17 protein-coding genes are annotated in these 19,337 nt (G+C 70.6%); 6 read left to right on the top strand and 11 right to left on the bottom strand.

Annotated elements, in window-relative coordinates; all coding sequences use genetic code 11:
* Window positions 1-48: 48 nt before the first annotated feature.
* Window positions 49-1,080 (bottom strand): SGNH/GDSL hydrolase family protein, encoded by a 1,032-nt coding sequence (locus DY245_RS10960; protein WP_244942975.1) that lies wholly within the window; start codon window positions 1,078-1,080, stop codon window positions 49-51.
* Between the two features lie 184 nt (window positions 1,081-1,264).
* Window positions 1,265-3,043 carry a 2-isopropylmalate synthase gene (gene leuA / locus DY245_RS10955; RefSeq protein WP_128506095.1) on the bottom strand — a complete coding sequence of 593 codons (1,779 nt, stop codon included), beginning with the start codon at window positions 3,041-3,043 and terminating at the stop codon, window positions 1,265-1,267.
* A gap of 324 nt (window positions 3,044-3,367) precedes the next feature.
* Between leuA and DY245_RS10950 the strand changes: the two genes are divergently transcribed.
* From DY245_RS10950 to DY245_RS10935, 4 genes are all read left to right on the top strand, one after another.
* Window positions 3,368-4,459, top strand: a complete 1,092-nt coding sequence (locus DY245_RS10950) for a M4 family metallopeptidase (RefSeq protein ID WP_128506093.1) — start codon at window positions 3,368-3,370, stop codon at window positions 4,457-4,459.
* Window positions 4,460-4,581: 122 nt separating this feature from the next.
* Window positions 4,582-4,848 carry a protealysin inhibitor emfourin gene (locus DY245_RS10945; protein ID WP_128506091.1) on the top strand — a complete coding sequence of 89 codons (267 nt, stop codon included), beginning with the start codon at window positions 4,582-4,584 and terminating at the stop codon, window positions 4,846-4,848.
* Window positions 4,849-4,909: 61 nt separating this feature from the next.
* The gene (locus DY245_RS10940; protein ID WP_128506089.1) at window positions 4,910-6,280 is read left to right on the top strand and encodes a GH1 family beta-glucosidase; all 1,371 of its coding nucleotides are present in this window, start codon (window positions 4,910-4,912) and stop codon (window positions 6,278-6,280) included.
* Window positions 6,277-7,527, top strand: a complete 1,251-nt coding sequence (locus DY245_RS10935) for an MFS transporter (protein WP_128506087.1) — start codon at window positions 6,277-6,279, stop codon at window positions 7,525-7,527. Before DY245_RS10940 ends, DY245_RS10935 begins: the two co-directional genes overlap by 4 nt.
* A 64-nt stretch (window positions 7,528-7,591) precedes the next feature.
* Here the strand turns inward: DY245_RS10935 and era are convergent, their stop codons facing one another.
* The 3 genes from era to DY245_RS10920 all read right to left on the bottom strand — a co-directional run bounded on the left by era (window position 7,592) and on the right by DY245_RS10920 (window position 9,925).
* On the bottom strand, window positions 7,592-8,530 hold the full coding sequence (era, locus tag DY245_RS10930; RefSeq protein WP_128506085.1) for a GTPase Era: 939 nt from the start codon (window positions 8,528-8,530) through the stop codon (window positions 7,592-7,594).
* Between the two features lie 143 nt (window positions 8,531-8,673).
* On the bottom strand, window positions 8,674-9,033 hold the full coding sequence (locus tag DY245_RS10925; protein ID WP_128506083.1) for a cytidine deaminase: 360 nt from the start codon (window positions 9,031-9,033) through the stop codon (window positions 8,674-8,676).
* 58 nt (window positions 9,034-9,091) lie between these two features.
* Window positions 9,092-9,925: a helix-turn-helix transcriptional regulator gene (locus tag DY245_RS10920; protein WP_128506204.1), complete on the bottom strand. Its 834-nt coding sequence runs from the start codon at window positions 9,923-9,925 to the stop codon at window positions 9,092-9,094.
* Window positions 9,926-10,090: 165 nt separating this feature from the next.
* On the opposite strand from DY245_RS10920, the gene DY245_RS10915 reads away from it, so the two are divergent.
* Entirely contained in the window at window positions 10,091-11,584 is a 1,494-nt protein-coding gene (locus DY245_RS10915) for an MFS transporter (protein WP_425329366.1), read from the top strand.
* A 281-nt stretch (window positions 11,585-11,865) separates the two neighbouring features.
* On the opposite strand, the gene DY245_RS10910 is transcribed toward DY245_RS10915, so the two are convergent.
* The 4 genes from DY245_RS10910 to DY245_RS10895 all read right to left on the bottom strand — a co-directional run bounded on the left by DY245_RS10910 (window position 11,866) and on the right by DY245_RS10895 (window position 16,131).
* Window positions 11,866-13,209, bottom strand: a complete 1,344-nt coding sequence (locus tag DY245_RS10910) for a hemolysin family protein (RefSeq protein ID WP_128506081.1) — start codon at window positions 13,207-13,209, stop codon at window positions 11,866-11,868.
* A gap of 14 nt (window positions 13,210-13,223) precedes the next feature.
* Window positions 13,224-13,721 carry an rRNA maturation RNase YbeY gene (ybeY, locus tag DY245_RS10905; RefSeq protein ID WP_128506079.1) on the bottom strand — a complete coding sequence of 166 codons (498 nt, stop codon included), beginning with the start codon at window positions 13,719-13,721 and terminating at the stop codon, window positions 13,224-13,226.
* A gap of 97 nt (window positions 13,722-13,818) precedes the next feature.
* Entirely contained in the window at window positions 13,819-14,823 is a 1,005-nt protein-coding gene (locus DY245_RS10900; RefSeq protein WP_128506077.1) for a PhoH family protein, read from the bottom strand.
* A 162-nt stretch (window positions 14,824-14,985) separates the two neighbouring features.
* Window positions 14,986-16,131 (bottom strand): carbohydrate kinase family protein, encoded by a 1,146-nt coding sequence (locus DY245_RS10895; RefSeq protein WP_128506075.1) that lies wholly within the window; start codon window positions 16,129-16,131, stop codon window positions 14,986-14,988.
* A 66-nt stretch (window positions 16,132-16,197) separates the two neighbouring features.
* Between DY245_RS10895 and DY245_RS10890 the strand changes: the two genes are divergently transcribed.
* A complete protein-coding gene (locus tag DY245_RS10890; RefSeq protein ID WP_128506073.1) occupies window positions 16,198-17,535 on the top strand; it encodes a family 4 glycosyl hydrolase in 1,338 nt (445 codons plus the stop codon).
* A gap of 49 nt (window positions 17,536-17,584) precedes the next feature.
* Here the strand turns inward: DY245_RS10890 and DY245_RS10885 are convergent, their stop codons facing one another.
* Complete coding sequence (locus tag DY245_RS10885) at window positions 17,585-18,214, bottom strand: MBL fold metallo-hydrolase (RefSeq protein ID WP_128506071.1); 630 nt, start codon at window positions 18,212-18,214, stop codon at window positions 17,585-17,587.
* Window positions 18,214-19,299, bottom strand: coding sequence for an S-(hydroxymethyl)mycothiol dehydrogenase (locus DY245_RS10880; protein ID WP_128506068.1), 1,086 nt, complete (start codon window positions 19,297-19,299; stop codon window positions 18,214-18,216). The genes DY245_RS10885 and DY245_RS10880 overlap by 1 nt, the downstream gene beginning before the upstream one ends.
* Window positions 19,300-19,337: the final 38 nt, after the last annotated feature.

The following is a 19,337-nucleotide window of genomic DNA, read 5'->3' as shown; positions in this document are numbered from 1 at the left end:
GTGGAGGAAGGCGGGGCCCTTTGGCGCCGTACGGGGACCGGATCCGCGTCAGCCTTCCGAGGTCAGCGCCTTGGTCACTTGACGCGCCTGGTTGTCCAGGCCCCGGGCGTTGGGGTGGACGAAGGTACAGGCCTCGCCGGTACCGGGGATCTTGCTGCATGCCTCCGAAGGCGGGTCGGTCTGGTCGCCGTCACCCGTGAGGTTGTCACGGATCCCATACATCCACTTCTCGTGCCCGCTCTCGCACACCCCGTGCTCCACGCTGGGGCCGTATACGTCGACGTAGGTCGTGCGTGGCTTGTCCGCGTGCCTTTCGAGCAGGCCGTTGAGGTCGCCTTCGAGCCCGTCCAGCCAGGGCATATCGCCCTTCTTGATGCTGCCGAGCTGGTTCCAGTGCAGGAAACTGCAACCGGAGTTGTCCGGGACGATGGCGGGATAGCCGACGACGGCCACCTTCGCGTGCGGCGCGTGGGCGTGGATCGCCGACATCATGTGGCCGAAGTCGCGGTCGAGCGCGGCGAACTTCTCGTTCAGCCAGCCCTCCCCCGCACCACCGTTGGTGTAGTACTTCGTGCAGGGCGTGGTCTGAAAGGGCTGGGTGATCCCCAGCTCGATGCACTTGGTCACGATGGCCCCGAAGCCGAGGGAGTTACCGCCGATGCCGACGGTCACATAGTCCGTGTCGGGGGACAACGCCTCGATCTGCGGGTCCTGTTCGTCCCAGCCGTCCGGGGGCGGGATCGACGGCGGCCCGTAGATCTTGGAGGGCGGCTGGGGCGCCAGGACCCCGTCGATCACCTCGGCGGCCCCGCAGGTCACATCCGTCAGCTCGAACCCGAGCTGCTCGGCGACCTGGTGGGGGTAGTTGCGCGCGGAGCGGCCACAGCCGTCGCTCGCGTCCCAGGGGCGGACGAACACTCCGGCGCTGTACGAGTCGCCGAGCGCCACGTACTCGGGACGGTCCACCGCATCGGCCGGGGTCCCGGACGCCGGCGGAGCGAGGGCGGATCCCATCAGAGCGAGGGCGGCGACCCCGGCCAGGGCGAGCCGGAAGTGTGCGGGCATGCGAAATCTGGTCATCTGCACGTCCTTGGTGTCCGCGCCACGGCCTGTCCGACTGGCGCTCATCACCGAACGTACCGGAGAATTACGGAGAGTTACCGACCTGGATTTTCAAACCCCACCTTCAGGTGGGCCCGGCGCACAACCGCGCCCCCGCCGCTCGGAGTGAGCGACGGGGGCGCGGTGGGAAGCTGCGAGCGGGTCAGCGCCCGGCGCGGTTGACCGCGGAGACGACGGCCTTCAGCGAGGCACGCGTCGTGTTCGCGTCGATGCCGATGCCCCACAGCACCTTGTCGCCGATCGCGCACTCGATGTACGAGGCGGCCTGCGCGGAGGCGCCCTCGCTCATCGTGTGCTCCTGATAGTCCAGCAGGCGCACATCGATGCCGATGCCCTGGAGGGCGTCGAAGAACGCGGAGATCGGACCGTTGCCGGAGCCCGTCAGGACGGTGTCCTGGCCGTCGACGACCGCCTCGACGGTGAGCGCGTCGATGCCGTCGCGGTCCGTCGTGGTCTGGCCGGTCTTGACCTGGACGCGGCCCCACGGGTTCTCGGGGTTGGGCAGGTACTCGTCCTGGAAGACGGACCAGATGGCGGCCGGGGTGACCTCGCCGCCCTCGGCGTCGGTCTTCTCCTGGATGATCCGGGAGAACTCGATCTGCATCCGGCGCGGCAGGTCCAGCTTGTGGTCGTGCTTCAGGACGTAGGCGATACCGCCCTTGCCGGACTGCGAGTTGACGCGGATGACGGCCTCGTAGGAGCGGCCGACGTCCTTGGGGTCGATGGGCAGGTACGGCACCGCCCACTCGATCTCGTCCACGGTCCTGCCGGCGGCGGCCGCCTCGGCCTCCATGGCGTCGAAGCCCTTCTTGATGGCGTCCTGGTGGGAGCCGGAGAAGGCGGTGTAGACCAGGTCGCCCGCGTAGGGGTGGCGCGGGTGGACCTCCATCTGGTTGCAGTACTCGCTGGTGCGACGGATCTCGTCGATCTGCGAGAAGTCGATCTGCGGGTCGACGCCCTGGGAGAACAGGTTCATGCCCAGCGTCACCAGGTCGACATTGCCGGTGCGCTCGCCCTGCCCGAACAGACAGCCCTCGATACGGTCCGCACCCGCCATGATCGCCAGCTCGGCGGCGGCGACCGCGGTGCCCCGGTCGTTGTGCGGGTGTACGGACAGGCATACGTGCTCGCGCCGGGACAGGTTGCGCGACATCCACTCGAAGCGGTCGGCGTGCGTGGACGGCGTCGAACGCTCGACGGTGGCGGGCAGGTTCAGGATGATCTCGCGGCCCTCCTCGGGCTGCCAGACGTCACAGACCGCCTCGCAGACCTCCAGCGCGAAGTCCAGCTCGGTGTCGGTGAAGATCTCCGGGCTGTACTGGTAGCCGAAGATCGTCTCGTTGCCGAGGATCTTGTCGGCGTACTCCATCACCAGCCGCGTGCCGTCCACCGCGATCTGCTTGACCTGCTCCTTCGAGCCGCGGAAGACGACCCGGCGGAAGGTCGGGGCGGTCGCGTTGTACAGGTGGACGGTGGCGCGGTGGGCACCCCGCAGCGACTCCACCGTCCGCTCGATCAGCTCCTCGCGGGCCTGCGTCAGGACGGAGATCGTCACGTCCTCGGGGATCGCGCCCTCTTCGATGATGGAGCGGACGAACGCGAAGTCCGTCTCCCCGGAGGACGGGAAGCCGACCTCGATCTCCTTGTAGCCCATGCGCACCAGCAGATCGAACATCTCGCGCTTACGGGCCGGCGACATCGGGTCGATCAGCGCCTGGTTGCCGTCCCGCAGGTCGGTCGAGAGCCAGCGGGGCGCGACGGTGATGCGGTTGTCCGGCCACGTGCGGTCGGGGATGTCCACGGCCTCGTAGCGGCCGTACTTGTGGATCGGCATCCCGGAGGGGCGCTGCAGCTGCGTCGCGTTGGTGACCGGGGTACGGCGGCCGACGGCATTGGCTGCGGGGCTCGACGGATTCGTCATGGTGCGTGGGGCTCCTCGTATGTCCGCGGGGTTCCCCTGCTCCGTAGGAGCTCGGGGAAGGCCGACGGGGCGAAATTCGCAACACCGAACTCCGCGGGGAGGGGGTCGGCCTACGACTACAGGCCCTCGCCGCGGCAGCTAAGGAGAAGCAGCCCGAAACGCATGATGCACAGCACCCTAGCTGAGGTACGCCCTGAGTGGCGGGTGCGTATCAGTATGCGGGACCGGACCCGACTTTACGGCCGAAATGCGATGAACCACACATATTCGGGAATCTCGACGGCAGGCAGTGACACCGGGACTACACAGTGCCACCGTTTGTCCATGGACCTCAACGACTCGGCCAAAAAGGCCACCGCCTCCGCCACCCCGAACTCGCCCGTCTTCTGCACGATCATCCCCCCGCACATCCTCGACAATCTGGCCCAGTCCGACGACCCCGCCCGGCACGAGCCCGCCCGCCGCACCCTGGAGCACGACCATGTCCGGCGCACCCTGCGCCGCGAGATCGCCGCCCGCGGCCTCACCCCCGGGGAGCCCGACGCCGGCGCCGACAAGCCCAACCGCACCATCTACGACGCCGAACACCGGGCGCACCTGCCCGGGAAGAAGGTCCGCTCGGAATCCGACGGCCCCTCCCAGGACGCCTCCGTCAACCGCGCGCACGCCGGCCTCGGCGCCACCTTCGAGCTCTACCTCAAGATCTACGGCCGTAAGTCCATCGACGGCGCCGGCCTGCCGCTCAACGCCACCGTCCACTACGGCGAGAAGTACGACAACGCCTTCTGGGACGGCGAGCGGATGGTCTTCGGCGACGGCGACAACGACCTCTTCCGGGACTTCACCATCCCCGTGGACGTCATCGGCCATGAGCTCACGCACGGTGTCACGCAGTACACCGCCAACCTCGACTACCAGGGCCAGTCCGGCGCCCTCAACGAGTCCGTCTCCGATGTCTTCGGCACCCTGATCAAGCAGTACGCCCTCGGCCAGACCGCCGAGCAGGCCGACTGGCTGATCGGCGCCGACCTGCTCGGCCCGAACGTCACCGGCACGGCCCTGCGCTCCATGAAGGCCCCCGGTACGGCGTACGACGACGACGTCCTCGGCAAGGACCCGCAGCCGGCCGCCATGAAGGACTACGTCCACACCACCGACGACAACGGTGGCGTACACATCAACTCCGGCATCCCCAACCACGCCTTCTACCTGTTCGCGACCGCCGTCGGCGGCAAGGCCTGGGAGCGCGCGGGTCAGGTCTGGTACGACGTCCTGACCGGCGGCAACCTCGCCAAGGACGCCCAGTTCGCCGACTTCGCGGCGCTCACCATCGCCGCCGCCCACGCCCGCTTCGGCGCCGGCGAGCACGAGGCGGCGGTGAAGGCCTGGACGCAGGTCGGGATCACCCCGAAGTAGCGGGAGGCACGGCCGGGGCGGGGGCGCGGCCAGGAGGCGCTCCCGCCCCGGGCACGCTTACCGTGGGCCTAGGGGGTAGGAGCCCGTCGTAAGGACGTCGAAGGACGCCGGAGGAGCCCGATATGCGTATTCATGTCCACCGCACCGGTGGCTTCGCCGCCATCGACCGCCGCGCCGAGGTCGACACCTCGGACCGCCCCGACGCCGCCGACTGGCAGACCCTTGCCGAACAGGCCGTCGCCACCGCCCACAGCGAGCCCCCCGTCGGTGTCCCGGACGGCTTCAGCTACCAGATCACGGTCGACGGCCGGACGGTGTACTGCTCCGACCCCCGTCTCACGGACGAGCAGCGCACGCTGATCACACGAGTGATGAAGGAGGGCTCATAGCCCAACTTCCGTTTCACGCCCACCTCTTGACACTGTTACCGCCGGTTACAAAGATCCAGGCATGACTACCGTGCCGGCGTCACCCCTGCCCCGATTCCCCCGCGACTTCGAGTGGGGGGTGTCGACATCCGCCGCGCAGATCGAGGGCGCGGTGGAGGAGGACGGACGGGGGCGGTCCGCCTGGGATGTGTTCGCCGCACAGACGGGGCGGATCAAGGACGGGTCGGACGCCCGGGTGGCGACCGACCACTACCACCGGTACCCGGAGGATGTGGAGCTCCTCAAAGGGCTCGGGGTCGGGGCCTACCGGTTCTCGGTGGCATGGCCGCGGGTGGTGCCGGACGGCAGCGGGGCGGTCAACAAGGCCGGGCTGGACTTCTACGACCGGCTGGTGGACGCGTTGCTGGCGGCGGGGGTCAAGCCGGTGCCGACGCTGTTCCACTGGGATACCCCGCAGGCGCTGGAGGAGCGCGGCGGATGGCTCATACGGGAGACGGCCGAGCATTTCGCGGCGTATGCGGACGTGGTGGCGGGGCGGCTCGGAGACCGGGTGGAGCGCTGGATCACGCTCAATGAGCCGGCCGAACTGACCCTGCTGGGCTACGGGTTGGGGCAGCATGCGCCCGGGCGGGAGTTGCTGTTCGACGCCTTGCCCGCCGCACATCACCAGCTGCTGGGGCACGGTCTGGCCGTGCAGGCGTTGCGGGCCCGCGGGGCCACGAGCATCGGGATGGCCAATTCGCACGGGCCGACCTGGGCGGCTTCGGCAACGGAGGCGGACACGGCGGCGGCGGACCTCTACGACCTGCTGCTCAACCGGTTGTTCGCGGAGCCGGTGCTGCTGGGGCGGTATCCGGACGAGGAGCTGGCCGGGCTGTTGCCGGGGCCGGTGGCGGACGACCTGAAGGTCATTTCGGAGCCGTTGGACTGGTACGGCGTGAATTACTACCAGCCGACGCTGGTGGGAGCCCCGGACCCGGAGGGAGCCGGCACGTCCCACTTCGGGGGGATCCGGCTGCCGGCGGAACTCCCCTTCGCCCCCAGGGAGATCGAAGGGTATCCGCGGACGGATTTCGGATGGCCGGTGGTGCCGGAGGCGCTGACCGAGCTGCTGGTGTCGTTCCGGGAGCGGTACGGCGACAGGCTGCCGCCCGTCGTGATCACCGAGAACGGCTGCTCCTACGAGGGGATCGAGGATGCGGAGCGCATCGCGTATCTCGACGGTCACCTCAAGGCGCTGCACACGGCGATGGCGGCCGGGGTCGATGTGCGGGGGTACTTCGTCTGGTCGCTGCTGGACAACTTCGAATGGGCGGAGGGGTACGCGCGGCGGTTCGGGCTGGTGCATGTGGACTACGCGACCCAGGTGCGTACGCCCAAGGCGTCGTACCACTGGCTGCGGGATGCGCTGCGGGAGCAGGCCCGGGGATGAGCGGTGCAGCGGCTCCGGACGCACTCGCGGAGCCGTCGGAGCGGGTCGGGGGCGGCTGGACCGCCACGCTGTCGCTGGCGAACGGCGCCATCTGGGTCGGGTGGTACGGGCCGCTGCAGATACTGCTGGCCCTACAGGCCGCGGAGCTCGCGCCGCCGGGGATGCCCAAGGAATCGGTGCTGGCGTGGGTGACGGGGATGGGGGCCGTCGTCTCGATGGTCTGCAACCCGTTGTTCGGGGCGCTGTCGGACCGTACGACCTCGCGGTTCGGGCGGCGTACCCCGTGGATCGTGGCGGGCGTGCTGGGCGGGGCCGCCGCCCTGGTGCTGCTGGCAGGCGCAGGCACGGTGCCGGTGATGGCGGTGGGGTGGTGCCTGGTGCAGCTCACCCTCAACGCGGCGTTCGCGGCGATCACCGCGGCCGTGCCCGACCGGGTGCCGCACCGGCAGCGCGGAGCGGTGGGCGGATGGCTGGGGGCCGCGCAGATCCTGGGTGTGGTGGCCGGTACGGGGCTGGCGACGCTTGCCGGCGGGGTGGCCTGGGGGTACGTCGCCTGCGCGGCCTTCGCGGTGCTGGGCACCCTCCCGTACGTGCTGACGCACCGGGACCCGGTGCTGCCGGCCGAGCGGCGGCCGGCGCTGACCGGGCGGGCCTTTCTCGCCGGGTTCTGGATCAGTCCGCGCCGCCATCCCGACCTGGGCTGGGCCTGGCTGACCCGGTTTCTGATCAACCTCGGGAACTCGCTGGCGCTGCTGTATTTGCTGTACTACCTGCGGGATGTGCTGCACCGGCCGGACCCCGGCGGCGGGGTGCTGCTGCTGACCGCGGTCAACGGTGTGACCTTGCTGGGCACGGTCGTCGTCGGAGGGATCTGGTCGGACCGGATCGGGCGACGGCAGCCGTTCGTACGGTGGGCGGGGGTGATCATGACGGGGGCCACGGTGCTGCTGGCCGTATGGCAGACCTGGGCGGGCGCGCTGTGTGCCGCGGCGCTGCTCGGGGTCGGGTTCGGCGTCTTCACCTCCGTCGACTTCGCGCTGATGACGGATGTGCTGCCGGCCGCCGCGCACCGCGGCAAGGACCTCGGCGTCATCAATATCGCCAACTCGCTGCCGCAGGTGGCCGCCCCGGCGCTGGCCGCGCCGATCGTGCAGCACCTCGGCGGCTACCGGGTGCTGTACGGCGTCGCGGCGGCCGTCGGGCTGATGGGGGCGTTGCTCGTACGGAGGATCCGGGGCGTGGCGTGAGGGCCCCCGGGGCCGGGCGCGGAAGCCGGCCGGCCCCTGGAAGCCGAACAGCGGCCGTCCGTCCTCAGAAACCCAGCTTCCGCAGCTGCTTGGGGTCCCGCTGCCAGTCCTTGGCGACCTTGACATGCAGGTCCAGGAAGACCGGCGTACCGAGCAGCGCCTCGATGTGCTTGCGGGACTTGGTGCCGACCTCCTTCAAGCGCTTGCCCTTGGGGCCGATGATGATCCCCTTCTGGCTGGGGCGCTCGATGTAGACATTGGCGTGGATGTCGAGAAGCGGCTTGTCGGCGGGGCGGTCCTCGCGCGGCAGCATCTCCTCGACGACCACCGCGATGGAGTGCGGCAGCTCGTCGCGTACGCCCTCCAGCGCGGCCTCACGGATCAGCTCGGCGACCATGACCTGCTCGGGCTCGTCGGTGAGGTCGCCCTCCGGGTAGAGCGCCGGGCCCTCCGGGAGGAGCGGGACGAGCAGGTCGGCGAGGAGCGACACCTGGGTGTCACCGACCGCCGAGACCGGGATGATCTCGGCCCACTCGATGCCCAGCTCCTTGCCGAGCTGGTCGATGGCGATCAGCTGGGCGGCCAGCGCCTTGGAGTCCACCAGGTCGGTCTTGGTGACGATGGCGACCTTGGGGGTCTTCTTGATCTCGGCCAGCTCGCCGGCGATATAGCGGTCGCCGGGGCCGAGCTTCTGGTCGGCGGGCAGACAGAAGCCGATCACATCGACCTCGGACCAGGTGGTGCGGACGATGTCGTTCAGCCGCTCGCCGAGCAGGGTGCGCGGCTTGTGCAGGCCAGGGGTGTCGACCAGGACCAGCTGGGCCTCGGGGCGGTGCACGATGCCGCGCACCGTGTGACGGGTGGTCTGCGGGCGGTTGGAGGTGATCGCCACCTTCGTACCGACGAGAGCGTTCGTCAGGGTGGACTTGCCCGCGTTGGGGCGACCGACGAAGCACGCGAAGCCGGACCGGTGCGGGGCGGAGGAGTCTGTACGAACGCTCATGGCGCCCATTCTCCCCGATCCCGGCCGCCACTCCGACCACCCGGCCCCGGCCCCGGTCGCGGGCCCCGCAGACGGACCCTGCCGGGGCGGCCCTCCGGTGCCGGGCGGCCGCCCCGTCGCCGCCGTACGGCTACCGCGCGGGGTTACGCGTCGCCCGCCGGGACGGTGCTGCGCAGGGTGCCGTCGAGGCCGGCTACCAGGACGGGCGTCGCGGGGCCGCCGAGGTCCCGTACGGCCGCGCGGTCCGCGTCGGAGGCGCGCTCGGCTTCGGTGACCACGGCCGCGGCCTCCAGCGACGTGGCGCCGCTGGCGACGGCCATCGCGACGGCCGTCTGCACTGCGCTGAGCTGCAGCGAGTCCAGGGCGACGGTGCCGGCGACATAGGTGCGGCCGGTCTCGTCGCGTACGGCGGCGCCCTCGGGCACACCGTTGCGGGCCCGCGCCGAGCGCGCGAGCGTGATGATCTTGCGGTCTTCGGGGTCCAGCGGTGCGGCTTCGCTCATACGGGCGAGCATATGCGGGCCCTCGGGGGACGGGGGGCAAGGGGCGGGCGAGGGGCGGTCACCCCGCCACCGAGTACATGCCCCCGCGCCGGCCCTCCGGCGAGGTGAGCCACTCCAGCTTCGCCGCGGTGTCCGTCTCCGGGCGCGGGTTGTGCAGCACGATGTTCAGGTCGGGCCGGACCGGGATCCGCAGCTGGGTGGTCTCGAAGAGCAGCGCGCCGACCAGCGGATGGTCCATCTCCTTGTGGAGCTGGCCGCCGTCCTGCACATCGCCGCGCGCCCACAGCCCGGCGAACTCCGCGCTGAGCGAGGCGGTCTCGCGGACGACCGTCTCGAAGCCCTCGTCACCGGGCCGCGCCGAGCAGGCGGCACGGAACTGCGCGACGACCAGCGGCGCGTTCGCCTCCCAACTGGCGGCCCGCGCACGGTAGACGGGGTCGGTGAAGAACGCGATCAGGCAGTTCAGCGAGGTGCCCGGGCGGCCGTGGCCCAGGACCAGATGCGCCGACTCGTTGTAGGCGATGGTGTTCCAGTACGGGTCCATGATGTGCGCCGGGAACGGCATCCAGGCGTCGATCAGCCGCTGCAGGCCCGCGCACACATCCGTCAGCCCCAGGCCCGGGTCCTCGGCGTCCTGCCGCAGCGGCGGGTTCAGCCCCGCCAGGACGTACAGATGCCGTCGCTCGGCGCCGCTGAGCCGCAGTACCCGGGCGACCGAGTCCAGGACCTGCGGCGAGACGGTGATGTCGCGGCCCTGCTCCAGCCACTGGTACCAGGACGCGCCGACCCCGGCGAGAACGGCGACCTCCTCGCGGCGCAGCCCCGGCGTACGGCGGCGGCCGCCGTCGGGCAGGCCCGCCTCGGCCGGGGTGACCCGGGCCCGGCGGCTCATCAGGAAGTCACGCAGCTCCTGTCGTCGGCGTGAGGTGTCCTGGACGGCAGCGTTCGAGGCAGCATTCGAGACCACGTTTCTCCCCCTGTCGGCGTGGCTGGTGGTGCGGACACCACGATAAGTTCCCGCTCCCCACGCCGTATTCCGGGGCCGCAAGCTCTTTGCATGCCGATAACCGACACCTCACTTGGCCCCGATACACAGACGGGCGCGCCGGTCGCCGCCCCCGCCGCCGCACCGGTCGCCGCGCCCGCCGCGCGGATGACCCCGCGCGCCAAGCTCATCCTGCTGCTGCTGTGCGCGGCGCAGTTCATCACCGCGCTGGACTTCTCCATCTTGAATGTGGCGCTGCCCGTGCTCGGCAAGGACCTGGGCATGGACCAGGCCGATCTGCAGTGGGCGGTCACCGCTTTCGCGCTGCCGTCCGGCGGCTTTCTGCTGCTGTTCGGCCGGATCGCCGATCTCTTCGGGCGGCGCAAGCTGTTCCTCGTCGGGCTCGCACTGTTCACCGCGGCCTCGGTACTGGCCGCGCTGGCGTGGTCCCCGGCGGCCTTCCTGGCCGGGCGCGCAGTCCAGGGTCTGGGTGCGGCGATCATCGTGCCCACCGGGATGTCGCTGCTGACCACCACCTTCGCCGAGGGGCCGCAGCGCGAACGCGCGCTGGGCATCAGCGGCACCGTGCTCTCGATGGGCTTCACCATCGGCATGGTGCTGGGCGGGGTGATGACGGACGGGCTGGGCTGGCGCTCGACCATGGGCCTGCTGTCCGTGGCCGGGGTGGCCGTACTGGCCGCGGCGCCGGCGCTGCTGACCGAATCCAGGCATCCGGAGCGGCCGCGGATCGATGTGCCCGGCGCGGTCACCGTCACCGGCGGACTGCTGTCGCTGATCTACGCCCTGTCGACCGCCGCCGAGCAGGGCTTCGGCCACCCGGACGTCATCGTGACGCTGGTCGTGGGCCTGGCGCTGCTGGTCGCGTTCGTCGTCGTCGAGTCACGGGCCGACCAGCCGCTGGTGTCGCTGCCGATGCTGCGCCGCCGTACGGTCGCCTGGGGCAATCTGGCGGGCCTGACGACCTTCTCGATGATGAGCACCGTCATCTTCCTGCTGACGCTCTACCTCCAGGAAGTGCTGCGGCTGTCCGCCTTCCAGACCGGGCTGGTCTTCGGTGTGCAGGGCGTGGTCTCGGCATTCGCCGGCGTCGTCGCCCCGAAGGTCATCGGCCGGCTCGGCGCCCGCCGCACCCTGCTCATCGGGCTGCTGCTCCAGGCCGGTTTCACGGCCACGCTGCTGGGCCTGGGCACCGACACCGGCATGTGGCTGGCCCTGGTCGGGGTGACCTTCGCCAGCCTCGGCCACCTGTGGGCGATCATCTCGTACGGCGTGACCGCCACCTCCGGCGTCCCGGACGCGGAGCAGGGTCTGGCCACCGGCCTGGTCACCAGCTCGCAGCAGGTGGGCATCACCATCGGAATTCCGCTGCTGAGCGCGGTCGCCTCGGCCCATATCGCGGCGCTGCGGGCGGACGGCAGCGGCTTCGCGGCCGCCACGCTCGGTGGCATCAAGCTGAGCCTGGGCCTGGACGCGGCACTGGTCGCGGTGGTCGCGGTGCTGGTGGCGGCCGGGCTGCGGACGGCTCGTGGGACGCGCCGCGGCTGAGCTGCCACGGCGGAGGAAGAGCGTGGGTGGTTGCCCCGGTCCCCCGTGGCCGGGGCAACCTGCGCCGCAAGATTTCTCTCACGCATGGCAGTCGCCTTTCGGAAACCACCTGAAGATCCTTCCACGGCGCGCACCACAGAATCCAGTTCCACCGGAAATGGCTTGCAGAACATTTCTGCTGCACTGGAGATAAGTAGCTGCGCACACAACACGACAGCGAGAAATATTCCCGATTCCGTGCGGAACTACCGGGGAATTACCCGGGGAATTCCTTTGGGAGTTCAGCCGGCGGAGCGGCCGCCCGTCGACGGCTCCTCGGACTCGCCCGCGCTCGTTGTCCGCACCGGCTCGCACAGCACCGTCACGATCTTGTTGCGGCGGCCGGCCGGCGATTCGGCGGTCAGCCGCAGCGCCTTCAGATCCGGGTCGGAAGCGTCGTCGGAGAGGTCGACCTCGGCGGTGGCACCGGCGATCGGGACCCGGCCGAGGAGCTTGGCGAGCAGTCCGCCGACCGTCTCCACGTCCTCGTCGTCCAGCTCGGTCAGGCCGTACAGCTCGCCCAGGTCACCGATGTCCAGCCGGGCGGTGACGCGATAGCGGCCGTCGCCGAGATCCTCGACGGGCGGGAGTTCGCGGTCGTATTCGTCGGTGATCTCGCCGACGATCTCCTCAAGGATGTCCTCGATGGTGACAATGCCGGCCGTGCCGCCGTATTCGTCGATGACCACCGCGACATGATTGCGGTCCTGCTGCATTTCGCGCAGCAGATCACCGGCGTTCTTGGTGTCGGGGACGAAGACGGCGGGGCGCATGGCCGTGGAGACCAGCTCGTTCTCGGCGTCGCGGTTGATGTGAACCTTCCGCGCCAGGTCCTTGAGGTAGACGATGCCGACGATGTCGTCCTCGTTCTCACCGGTCACCGGGATACGGGAGAAGCCGGAGCGCAGTGCGAGGGTCAGCGCCTGACGGATGGTCTTGAAGCGCTCGACGGCGACCAGGTCCGTACGCGGCACCATCACCTCACGGACGAGGGTGTCGCCGAGCTGGAAGACGGAGTGCACCATCCGGCGCTCCTCGTCCTCGATCAGCGACTCCTTCTCCGCGAGGTCGACCAGCGAGCGCAGTTCGGCCTCGGAGGCGAACGGGCCCTTGCGGAAGCCCTTGCCGGGGGTGAGGGCGTTGCCGATGAGGATCAGCAGCTGGGGAATGGGGCCCATGATGCGGGCCAGCGGCAGCAGCACATAGGCGGCCGCGGTGGCGGTGTTCAGCGGATGCTGGCGGCCGATCGTCCGCGGCGAGACGCCGACGGCGACATAGGAGACCAGCACCATCACGGCGGTGGCGACGGTCAGCGCCTGCCAGGTCTTATCGAACGAGCGCAGACAGGCGTAGGTGACCAGGACGCCCGCGGCCATCTCGCAGCCCACCCGCACCAGCAGCGCCACGTTGAGATAGCGGGTGGGGTCGGCGGCGACCGCGGCGAGCTTGGCGCTGCCGCGGCGGCCGGACCGGACGGCTTCCTCGGCGCGGAAGCTGGTCGTACGGGCCAGACCGGCCTCCGCACAGGCGGCGAGCCAGGCGATCACGACGAGCAGGACCGCGACCGCGATCAGCTGGGTGGTCATGGCGGCGCCGCCCGTCAGGTGACGGTGGGGGCCGGTGACGGGCCGGTCAGGCCCCGCTCGGCGCGCCAGCCGTCGATGATCGCCGCCTGCAGACCGAACATCTCGGCCTTCTCGTCCGGCTCCTCGTGGTCATAGCCGAGGAGGTGCAGCACACCGTGAACGGTCAGCAGCTGGAGCTCCTCGTCCATGCTGTGCCCGGTCGGGGCCTCCTCGCCCTGCTTCTTGGCGACCTCCGGGCACAGCACGATGTCACCGAGGAGCCCCTGCGGGGGCTCCTCGTCGTCCTTGGCCGGCGGACGCAGCTCGTCCATCGGGAAGGACATGACATCGGTCGGTCCGGGCAGGTCCATCCACTGGATGTGGAGCTGCTCCATGGCCTCGGCGTCCACGACGATGACGGACAGCTCGGAGAGCGGGTGGATACGCATCCGGGCCACGGCGTAGCGGGCGACGTCCAGGATTGCCTGCTCGTCGATGTCCGTGCCGGACTCGTTGTTGACGTCGATGGACATGAGGGCGTTGCTTCTCGCTTCTCGGTGCTTGCTCGATGGGTGGGTGGCGCCTGCCGGCCGTGCGCCCGGCCGGCCGTGACCTCACGGCCGGCGGGACTCACTTGCCGTTGCGGCTGTCGTACTTCTCGTAGGCGTCGACAATACGGCCGACCAGCTTGTGCCGGACCACGTCCTGGCTGGTGAGCAGGGAGAAGTGCACATCTTCGACGCCGTCCAGGATCTCCCGGACCTGGCGCAGACCGCTCTTCGTGCCGCCCGGGAGGTCGACCTGGGTGACATCGCCGGTGACGACGATCTTCGAATCGAAGCCGAGGCGGGTGAGGAACATCTTCATCTGCTCGGCGCTGGTGTTCTGCGCCTCGTCGAGAATGATGAACGCGTCATTGAGCGTCCGGCCGCGCATATAGGCCAGCGGCGCGACCTCGATCGTGCCCGCGGCCATCAGGCGCGGGATGGAGTCGGGGTCGAGCATGTCGTGCAGCGCGTCGTAGAGCGGGCGCAGATACGGGTCGATCTTCTCGTAGAGGGTGCCGGGCAGGAAGCCCAGCCGCTCGCCGGCCTCGACCGCGGGACGGGTCAGGATGATCCGGTTGACCTGCTTGGCCTGCAGCGCCTGCACGGCCTTGGCCATGGCGAGATAGGTCTTGCCGGTGCCCGCCGGGCCGATGCCGAAGACGACGGTGTGCTTGTCGATCGCGTCGACATAGCGCTTCTGGTTGAGGGTCTTGGGACGGATCGTCCGGCCACGGTTGGAGAGGATGTTCTGGGTGAGCACCTCGGCGGGCGTCTCGCTCACCGCGCCCTCGCCGTCCTCCGCCGCGCGCAGCATGGCGATGGAGCGTTCCACTGCGTCCTCCGTCATCGGTTGTCCGGTGCGGAGCACCAGCATCATCTCGTCGAAAAGGCGCTGGACGAGGGCGACTTCGCGGGCGTCGCCGACAGCGCTGACTTCGTTGCCCCGGACATGGATGTCGGTCGCCGGGAAGGCTTTTTCGATCACGCGCAGAAGCGAGTCTCCGGAGCCCAGGACCGTCACCATCGGGTGCTTGGCCGGAACGGTGAACTGGGCGCGCGCCTGCGGTTGCGTAGGTGTCTGAGTCATAGGGCGGCTCGGTGGCCTGCTCAACCCCCATCCTTTGCTCATCAGAGGTGCCGGCAGCACTCGACTCCTTGGGATACAAGAGTACGACGGGGCACTGACAAGCCCGAGGGCTTTTCCGCGGGGGCGGGGCAGCCGGCCGCAGCGGGACCGTGCCGGTGCAGCTCAGGCCGGGCGCCGGAAGCCGATCGTGGGGACCGCGCGGGCCAGCGGGGCGGGCCGGTAGGCCGCCGGCAGCACCTGGTCCAGGAAGGCGTACTGCCGGCGCAGCACGCCCGGGGCACCCGCTTCGTACGCCCTTACCTGCTGCCACCAGGCGGCGATCTCCGCCCACCCCGGCGCGGACAGCGAACCGCCGAATTCCTGCACGGACAGCGCGGCGCTCAGCCCCGCGAAGGCCAGCCGGTCGGCGAGCGGCCAGTCGGCCAGCGTGCCGGTGACGAATCCGGCGACGAAGACATCGCCGGCGCCGGTCGGGTCCAGCGCCTCCACGGCGATGGCCGGCACCTCGGCGCTCTCGCCACTGCGCCCGTCCACCGCATAAGCCCCCTCCGCGCCCAACGTGACGACCGCGAGCGGCACCAGGTCGGCGAGCTTGTGGGCGGCGGCGCGCGGGCAGTCCGTGCGGGTGTAGCGCATCGCCTCCTCGGCGTTGGGCAGGAACGCCTCGCAGTGTTCGAGATCGGCGAGGTCGGCGGGGTCCCAGCGGCCGCTGTCGTCCCAGCCGACATCCGCGAAGATGCGGCTGCCGCGGCTCGCCGCGCAGCCCAGCCAGCCCTCCCGCCGGCCCGGTACGAGCGAGGCGATGCAGGCGCGGGACGGCGGCGGGCAGCCCGGGGCGTGCTTGCCGTCGAAAGCGAAATCGGGCGGCGGCGCCTCATGGCCGTGCGAGACCATCGTGCGCTCGCCCTCGTACGCCATGGAGACGGTGACCGGGGAGTGCCAGCCGGGGACGGTGCGTGACAGCGCCAGGTCGATGCCCTCGCCCTGCTCCAGCGCCTCCCAGCAGTACTCGCCGTACATGTCGTCGCCGAAGGCCGCGGCAAGAGAGGTGCGCAGCCCGAGCCGGGCCAGCGCGGTGGCCATATTGGCGACGCCGCCGGGGCTGGAGCCCATACCGCGGGCCCAGGATTCGGTGCCGCGGACCGGCGCGGAATCCAGGCCGGTGAAGATGATGTCCAGGAAGACCGTGCCGGTGAGATAGACATCGGTGCGCGGATCGCCGTCGGCGCGCACCTCGGCGAGCGGATCCAGGGCCGGTGGCACTGCGGCCGGGCCCGCGGGCGGATGGACATCGCGTCGGCTGCTCACCGTGCTCGCCCCTCTCGTATCGGCACGTGCCGCCAGTGTGCCTGATGCTGCGGTACGTTCCGCCCCATGAGGCTCACGATTCTCGGCGGTGGCGGTTTCCGGGTGCCGCTGGTCTACCGCGCGCTGCTGGACGACCCGGCAGGCTCCGTCTCCGAGGTGGTGCTGCACGACACCGATCCGCGCCGGGTGGCGGTGATCGCCGATGTGCTGACGCGGCTGGCGCAGGGGCATCCGGCGCCGGTGCCCGTACGGGTCGCGAAGGGGCTGGACGATGCGCTGGCCGGCGCCGACTTCGTCTTCTCGGCGATACGTGTGGGCGGTACGGCCGGCCGGATCCGCGACGAACGGATCCCGCTCGCCGAGGGCGTGCTCGGCCAGGAGACGGTCGGCGCGGGCGGTGTCCTCTACGGCCTGCGGACGATCCCGGTGGCGCTGCACATCGCCGAGCGGGTCGCGGCGCTCGCCCCGGGCGCCTGGGTCATCAACTTCACCAACCCCGCGGGCATGGTCACCGAGGCGATGTCCCAGGTGCTCGGCGACCGTGTCATCGGGATCTGCGATTCACCCGTGGGGCTGGTGCGCCGGGCGGCGCGGGCGGCCGGCGCGGACCCGGCGGCCTTCGCGGACGGCCGGCTCGGCTACGACTACGTGGGGCTCAACCACCTCGGCTGGCTGCGGTCGTTGACGCTGGAGGGCACCGAGCTGCTGCCGGGGCTGCTCGCCGACGACGCGGCGCTGGGCTCCTTCGAGGAGGGCCGGCTGTTCGGCGCGGACTGGCTGCGCATCCTGGGCGCGCTCCCGAACGAGTATCTGCACTACTACTACTTCCGCCGCGAAACCCTCGACTCCGTACGGGACACCCCCGAGACCCGCGGCGAGTTCCTCGACCAGCAGCAGGGCGGCTTCTTCGAGCGGGCCGCGGCGGCCGGCGGCCCGGACGCGGCGTACGCGCTGTGGGAGCGGACCCGCCTGGAGCGCGAACAGACGTATATGGCGCACAGCCGGGAGGCCAGCGGCGGCTGGCAGCGCGACAGCCACGACCTGGAGGGCGGTGGCTACGACCGGGTGGCGCTGGCCCTGATGCACGCCATCGTGGGCGACAGCGGCACCCGGCTGATCCTCAACGTCCGCAACGGCACGACGGTGCCGCAGCTGGCGCCGGACGCGATCGTGGAGACGGTGTGCGAGGTGGGCGCGCACGGCGCCCGTCCGCTGCCGTGTGCGCCGCTGCGCGAGGACCAGTTGGGGCTGATGTTGCAGGTCAAAGCGGTGGAGCGGGCGGCGGTGGAGGCCGCGACGTTCAAGGACCGGGGCGCCGCGCTGCGGGCGCTGGCGCTGCATCCGCTGGTGGACTCCCCCGCGGTGGCCGCCCGCATTCTGGAGCGGGCGGCCGACGAGGCGTGAGACCGGGCCGGCGGGAGCCGGGCCCCCGTCCCTGCCCGGTTGCTGCCGCTCAGTGGCCGCGCTTGAGCCACTCGTCCAGGTGCGGCGCCTCCTCCCCGATCGTCGTCGGATCGCCGTGTCCGGTGCGTACCACCGTCTCCGGCGGCAGGGTCAGCAGCCGGTCCCGGATCGAGGCGACGATCGTCGGGAAGTCCGAGAAGGACCGGCCGGTGGCACCCGGGCCGCCCTGGAAGAGGGTGTCGCCGGTGAAGACGGTGCCCAGGTCGGGGGCGTAGAGGCAGACTGCGCCGGGCGCATGGCCCGGGGTGTGCAGCACGGTCAGATCCGTACCGGCAATGGTCAGGACCTGCCCCTCCGCCAACTCCGCGTCCGGCGCCGTGTCCGGGTGGGTCTGCTTCCACAACGGCAGGTCTGCGGGGTGCAGATGGATCCGGGCGCCGGTGCGGTTGGCCAGCGCCGGGGCGGCGTCGATGTGGTCGTTGTGGGCATGGGTGCAGATGATCGCGCGCAGCGTCCGGCCGTCGAGGGCCTGGAGGATGGCGTCGGCGTCATGGGCGGCGTCGATGACGATCGCCTCTTCGTCATCGCCGACGATCCATACGTTGTTGTCGACGTCCCAGGTGCCGCCGTCGAGCGAGAAGGTTCCGGAGGTGACCAGGTGGTCGATGCGGGCCGCCATCAGAACGTCACCACCGAACGCAGGACATCGCCCGCATGCATCCGCTCGAAGGCCTGCTCCACGTCCTCGATGCCGATGGTCTCGGTGACGAAGGCGCCGAGGTCGATGCGCCCCTGCTGGTGGAGATCGATCAGCATCGGGAAGTCGCGGGAGGGCAGACAGTCGCCGTACCAGGAGGACTTGAGGGCGCCGCCGCGGCCGAAGACGTCCAGCAGGGGAAGTTCCAGGGTCATCTCCGGGGTGGGGACGCCCACCAGGACGACGGTCCCGGCCAGGTCGCGGGCGTAGAACGCCTGCTTGTACGTCTCGGGGCGGCCGACCGCGTCGATGACGACATCCGCGCCGAAGCCGCCGGTCAGCTCGCGGATCGCCTCGACGGGGTCGGTGGTGCGGGAGTTGAGGGTGTGGGTGGCGCCCATGGAGCGCGCGGTCTCCAGCTTGCGGTCGTCGATGTCCACCGCGATGATCTTGGCCGCACCGGCCAGCCGGGCACCCACCACGGCCGCATCACCGACGCCGCCGCAGCCGATCACGGCCACCGAGTCGCCCCGCCCGACGCCGCCGGTGTTGAGGGCGGCGCCGATGCCCGCCATCACCCCGCAGCCCAGCAGCCCCGCCACCGCGGGCGAGACCTCCGGGTCGACCTTGGTGCACTGACCGGCGGCGACCAGCGTCTTGTCGGCGAAGGCGCCGATGCCGAGCGCGGGGCTCAGCTCGGTGCCGTCCTTCAGCGTCATCTTCTGCTGCGCGTTGTGCGTATCGAAGCAGTACTGGGGACGCCCGCGCAGACATGCCCGGCACTGTCCGCACACCGCCCGCCAGTTGAGGACGACGAAGTCGCCCGGCGCCACCTCCGTGACCCCGGCACCGACCGACTCCACCACCCCGGCCGCCTCGTGGCCGAGCAGGAACGGGAAGTCGTCGTTGATGCCGCCCTGCTTGTAGTGCAGATCGGTGTGGCACACCCCGCACGCCTGGATCTTCACCACGGCCTCGCCGGGACCCGGATCCGGCACCAGGATGGTCTCCACCCGGACCGGTTCGTTCTTCCCCGGCGCAATGACGCCGCGCACTTCCTGTGCCATCGGAACAGCCCCTTTCAAAGATCACGTACGGGACCACT

Origin of the sequence: Streptomyces inhibens, assembly GCF_003389455.1 — a bacterium.
Taxonomy (GTDB): Bacteria; Actinomycetota; Actinomycetes; order Streptomycetales; family Streptomycetaceae; genus Streptomyces; species Streptomyces inhibens.
This window is presented reverse-complemented; position numbering and strand designations above follow the sequence as displayed.

Bases quoted from the DNA above. Each gene is read 5' to 3' on its own strand.
- DY245_RS10960 (WP_244942975.1), bottom strand. From the start codon at position 1,080: ATGACCAGATTTCGCATGCCCGCACACTTCCGGCTCGCCCTGGCCGGG.
- leuA (WP_128506095.1), bottom strand. From the start codon at position 3,043: ATGACGAATCCGTCGAGCCCCGCAGCCAATGCCGTCGGCCGCCGTACC.
- DY245_RS10950 (WP_128506093.1), top strand. From the start codon at position 3,368: ATGGACCTCAACGACTCGGCCAAAAAGGCCACCGCCTCCGCCACCCCG.
- DY245_RS10945 (WP_128506091.1), top strand. From the start codon at position 4,582: ATGCGTATTCATGTCCACCGCACCGGTGGCTTCGCCGCCATCGACCGC.
- DY245_RS10940 (WP_128506089.1), top strand. From the start codon at position 4,910: ATGACTACCGTGCCGGCGTCACCCCTGCCCCGATTCCCCCGCGACTTC.
- DY245_RS10935 (WP_128506087.1), top strand. From the start codon at position 6,277: ATGAGCGGTGCAGCGGCTCCGGACGCACTCGCGGAGCCGTCGGAGCGG.
- era (WP_128506085.1), bottom strand. From the start codon at position 8,530: ATGAGCGTTCGTACAGACTCCTCCGCCCCGCACCGGTCCGGCTTCGCG.
- DY245_RS10925 (WP_128506083.1), bottom strand. From the start codon at position 9,033: ATGAGCGAAGCCGCACCGCTGGACCCCGAAGACCGCAAGATCATCACG.
- DY245_RS10920 (WP_128506204.1), bottom strand. From the start codon at position 9,925: ATGAGCCGCCGGGCCCGGGTCACCCCGGCCGAGGCGGGCCTGCCCGAC.
- DY245_RS10915 (WP_425329366.1), top strand. From the start codon at position 10,091: ATGCCGATAACCGACACCTCACTTGGCCCCGATACACAGACGGGCGCG.
- DY245_RS10910 (WP_128506081.1), bottom strand. From the start codon at position 13,209: ATGACCACCCAGCTGATCGCGGTCGCGGTCCTGCTCGTCGTGATCGCC.
- ybeY (WP_128506079.1), bottom strand. From the start codon at position 13,721: ATGTCCATCGACGTCAACAACGAGTCCGGCACGGACATCGACGAGCAG.
- DY245_RS10900 (WP_128506077.1), bottom strand. From the start codon at position 14,823: ATGACTCAGACACCTACGCAACCGCAGGCGCGCGCCCAGTTCACCGTT.
- DY245_RS10890 (WP_128506073.1), top strand. From the start codon at position 16,198: ATGAGGCTCACGATTCTCGGCGGTGGCGGTTTCCGGGTGCCGCTGGTC.
- DY245_RS10885 (WP_128506071.1), bottom strand. From the start codon at position 18,214: ATGGCGGCCCGCATCGACCACCTGGTCACCTCCGGAACCTTCTCGCTC.
- DY245_RS10880 (WP_128506068.1), bottom strand. From the start codon at position 19,299: ATGGCACAGGAAGTGCGCGGCGTCATTGCGCCGGGGAAGAACGAACCG.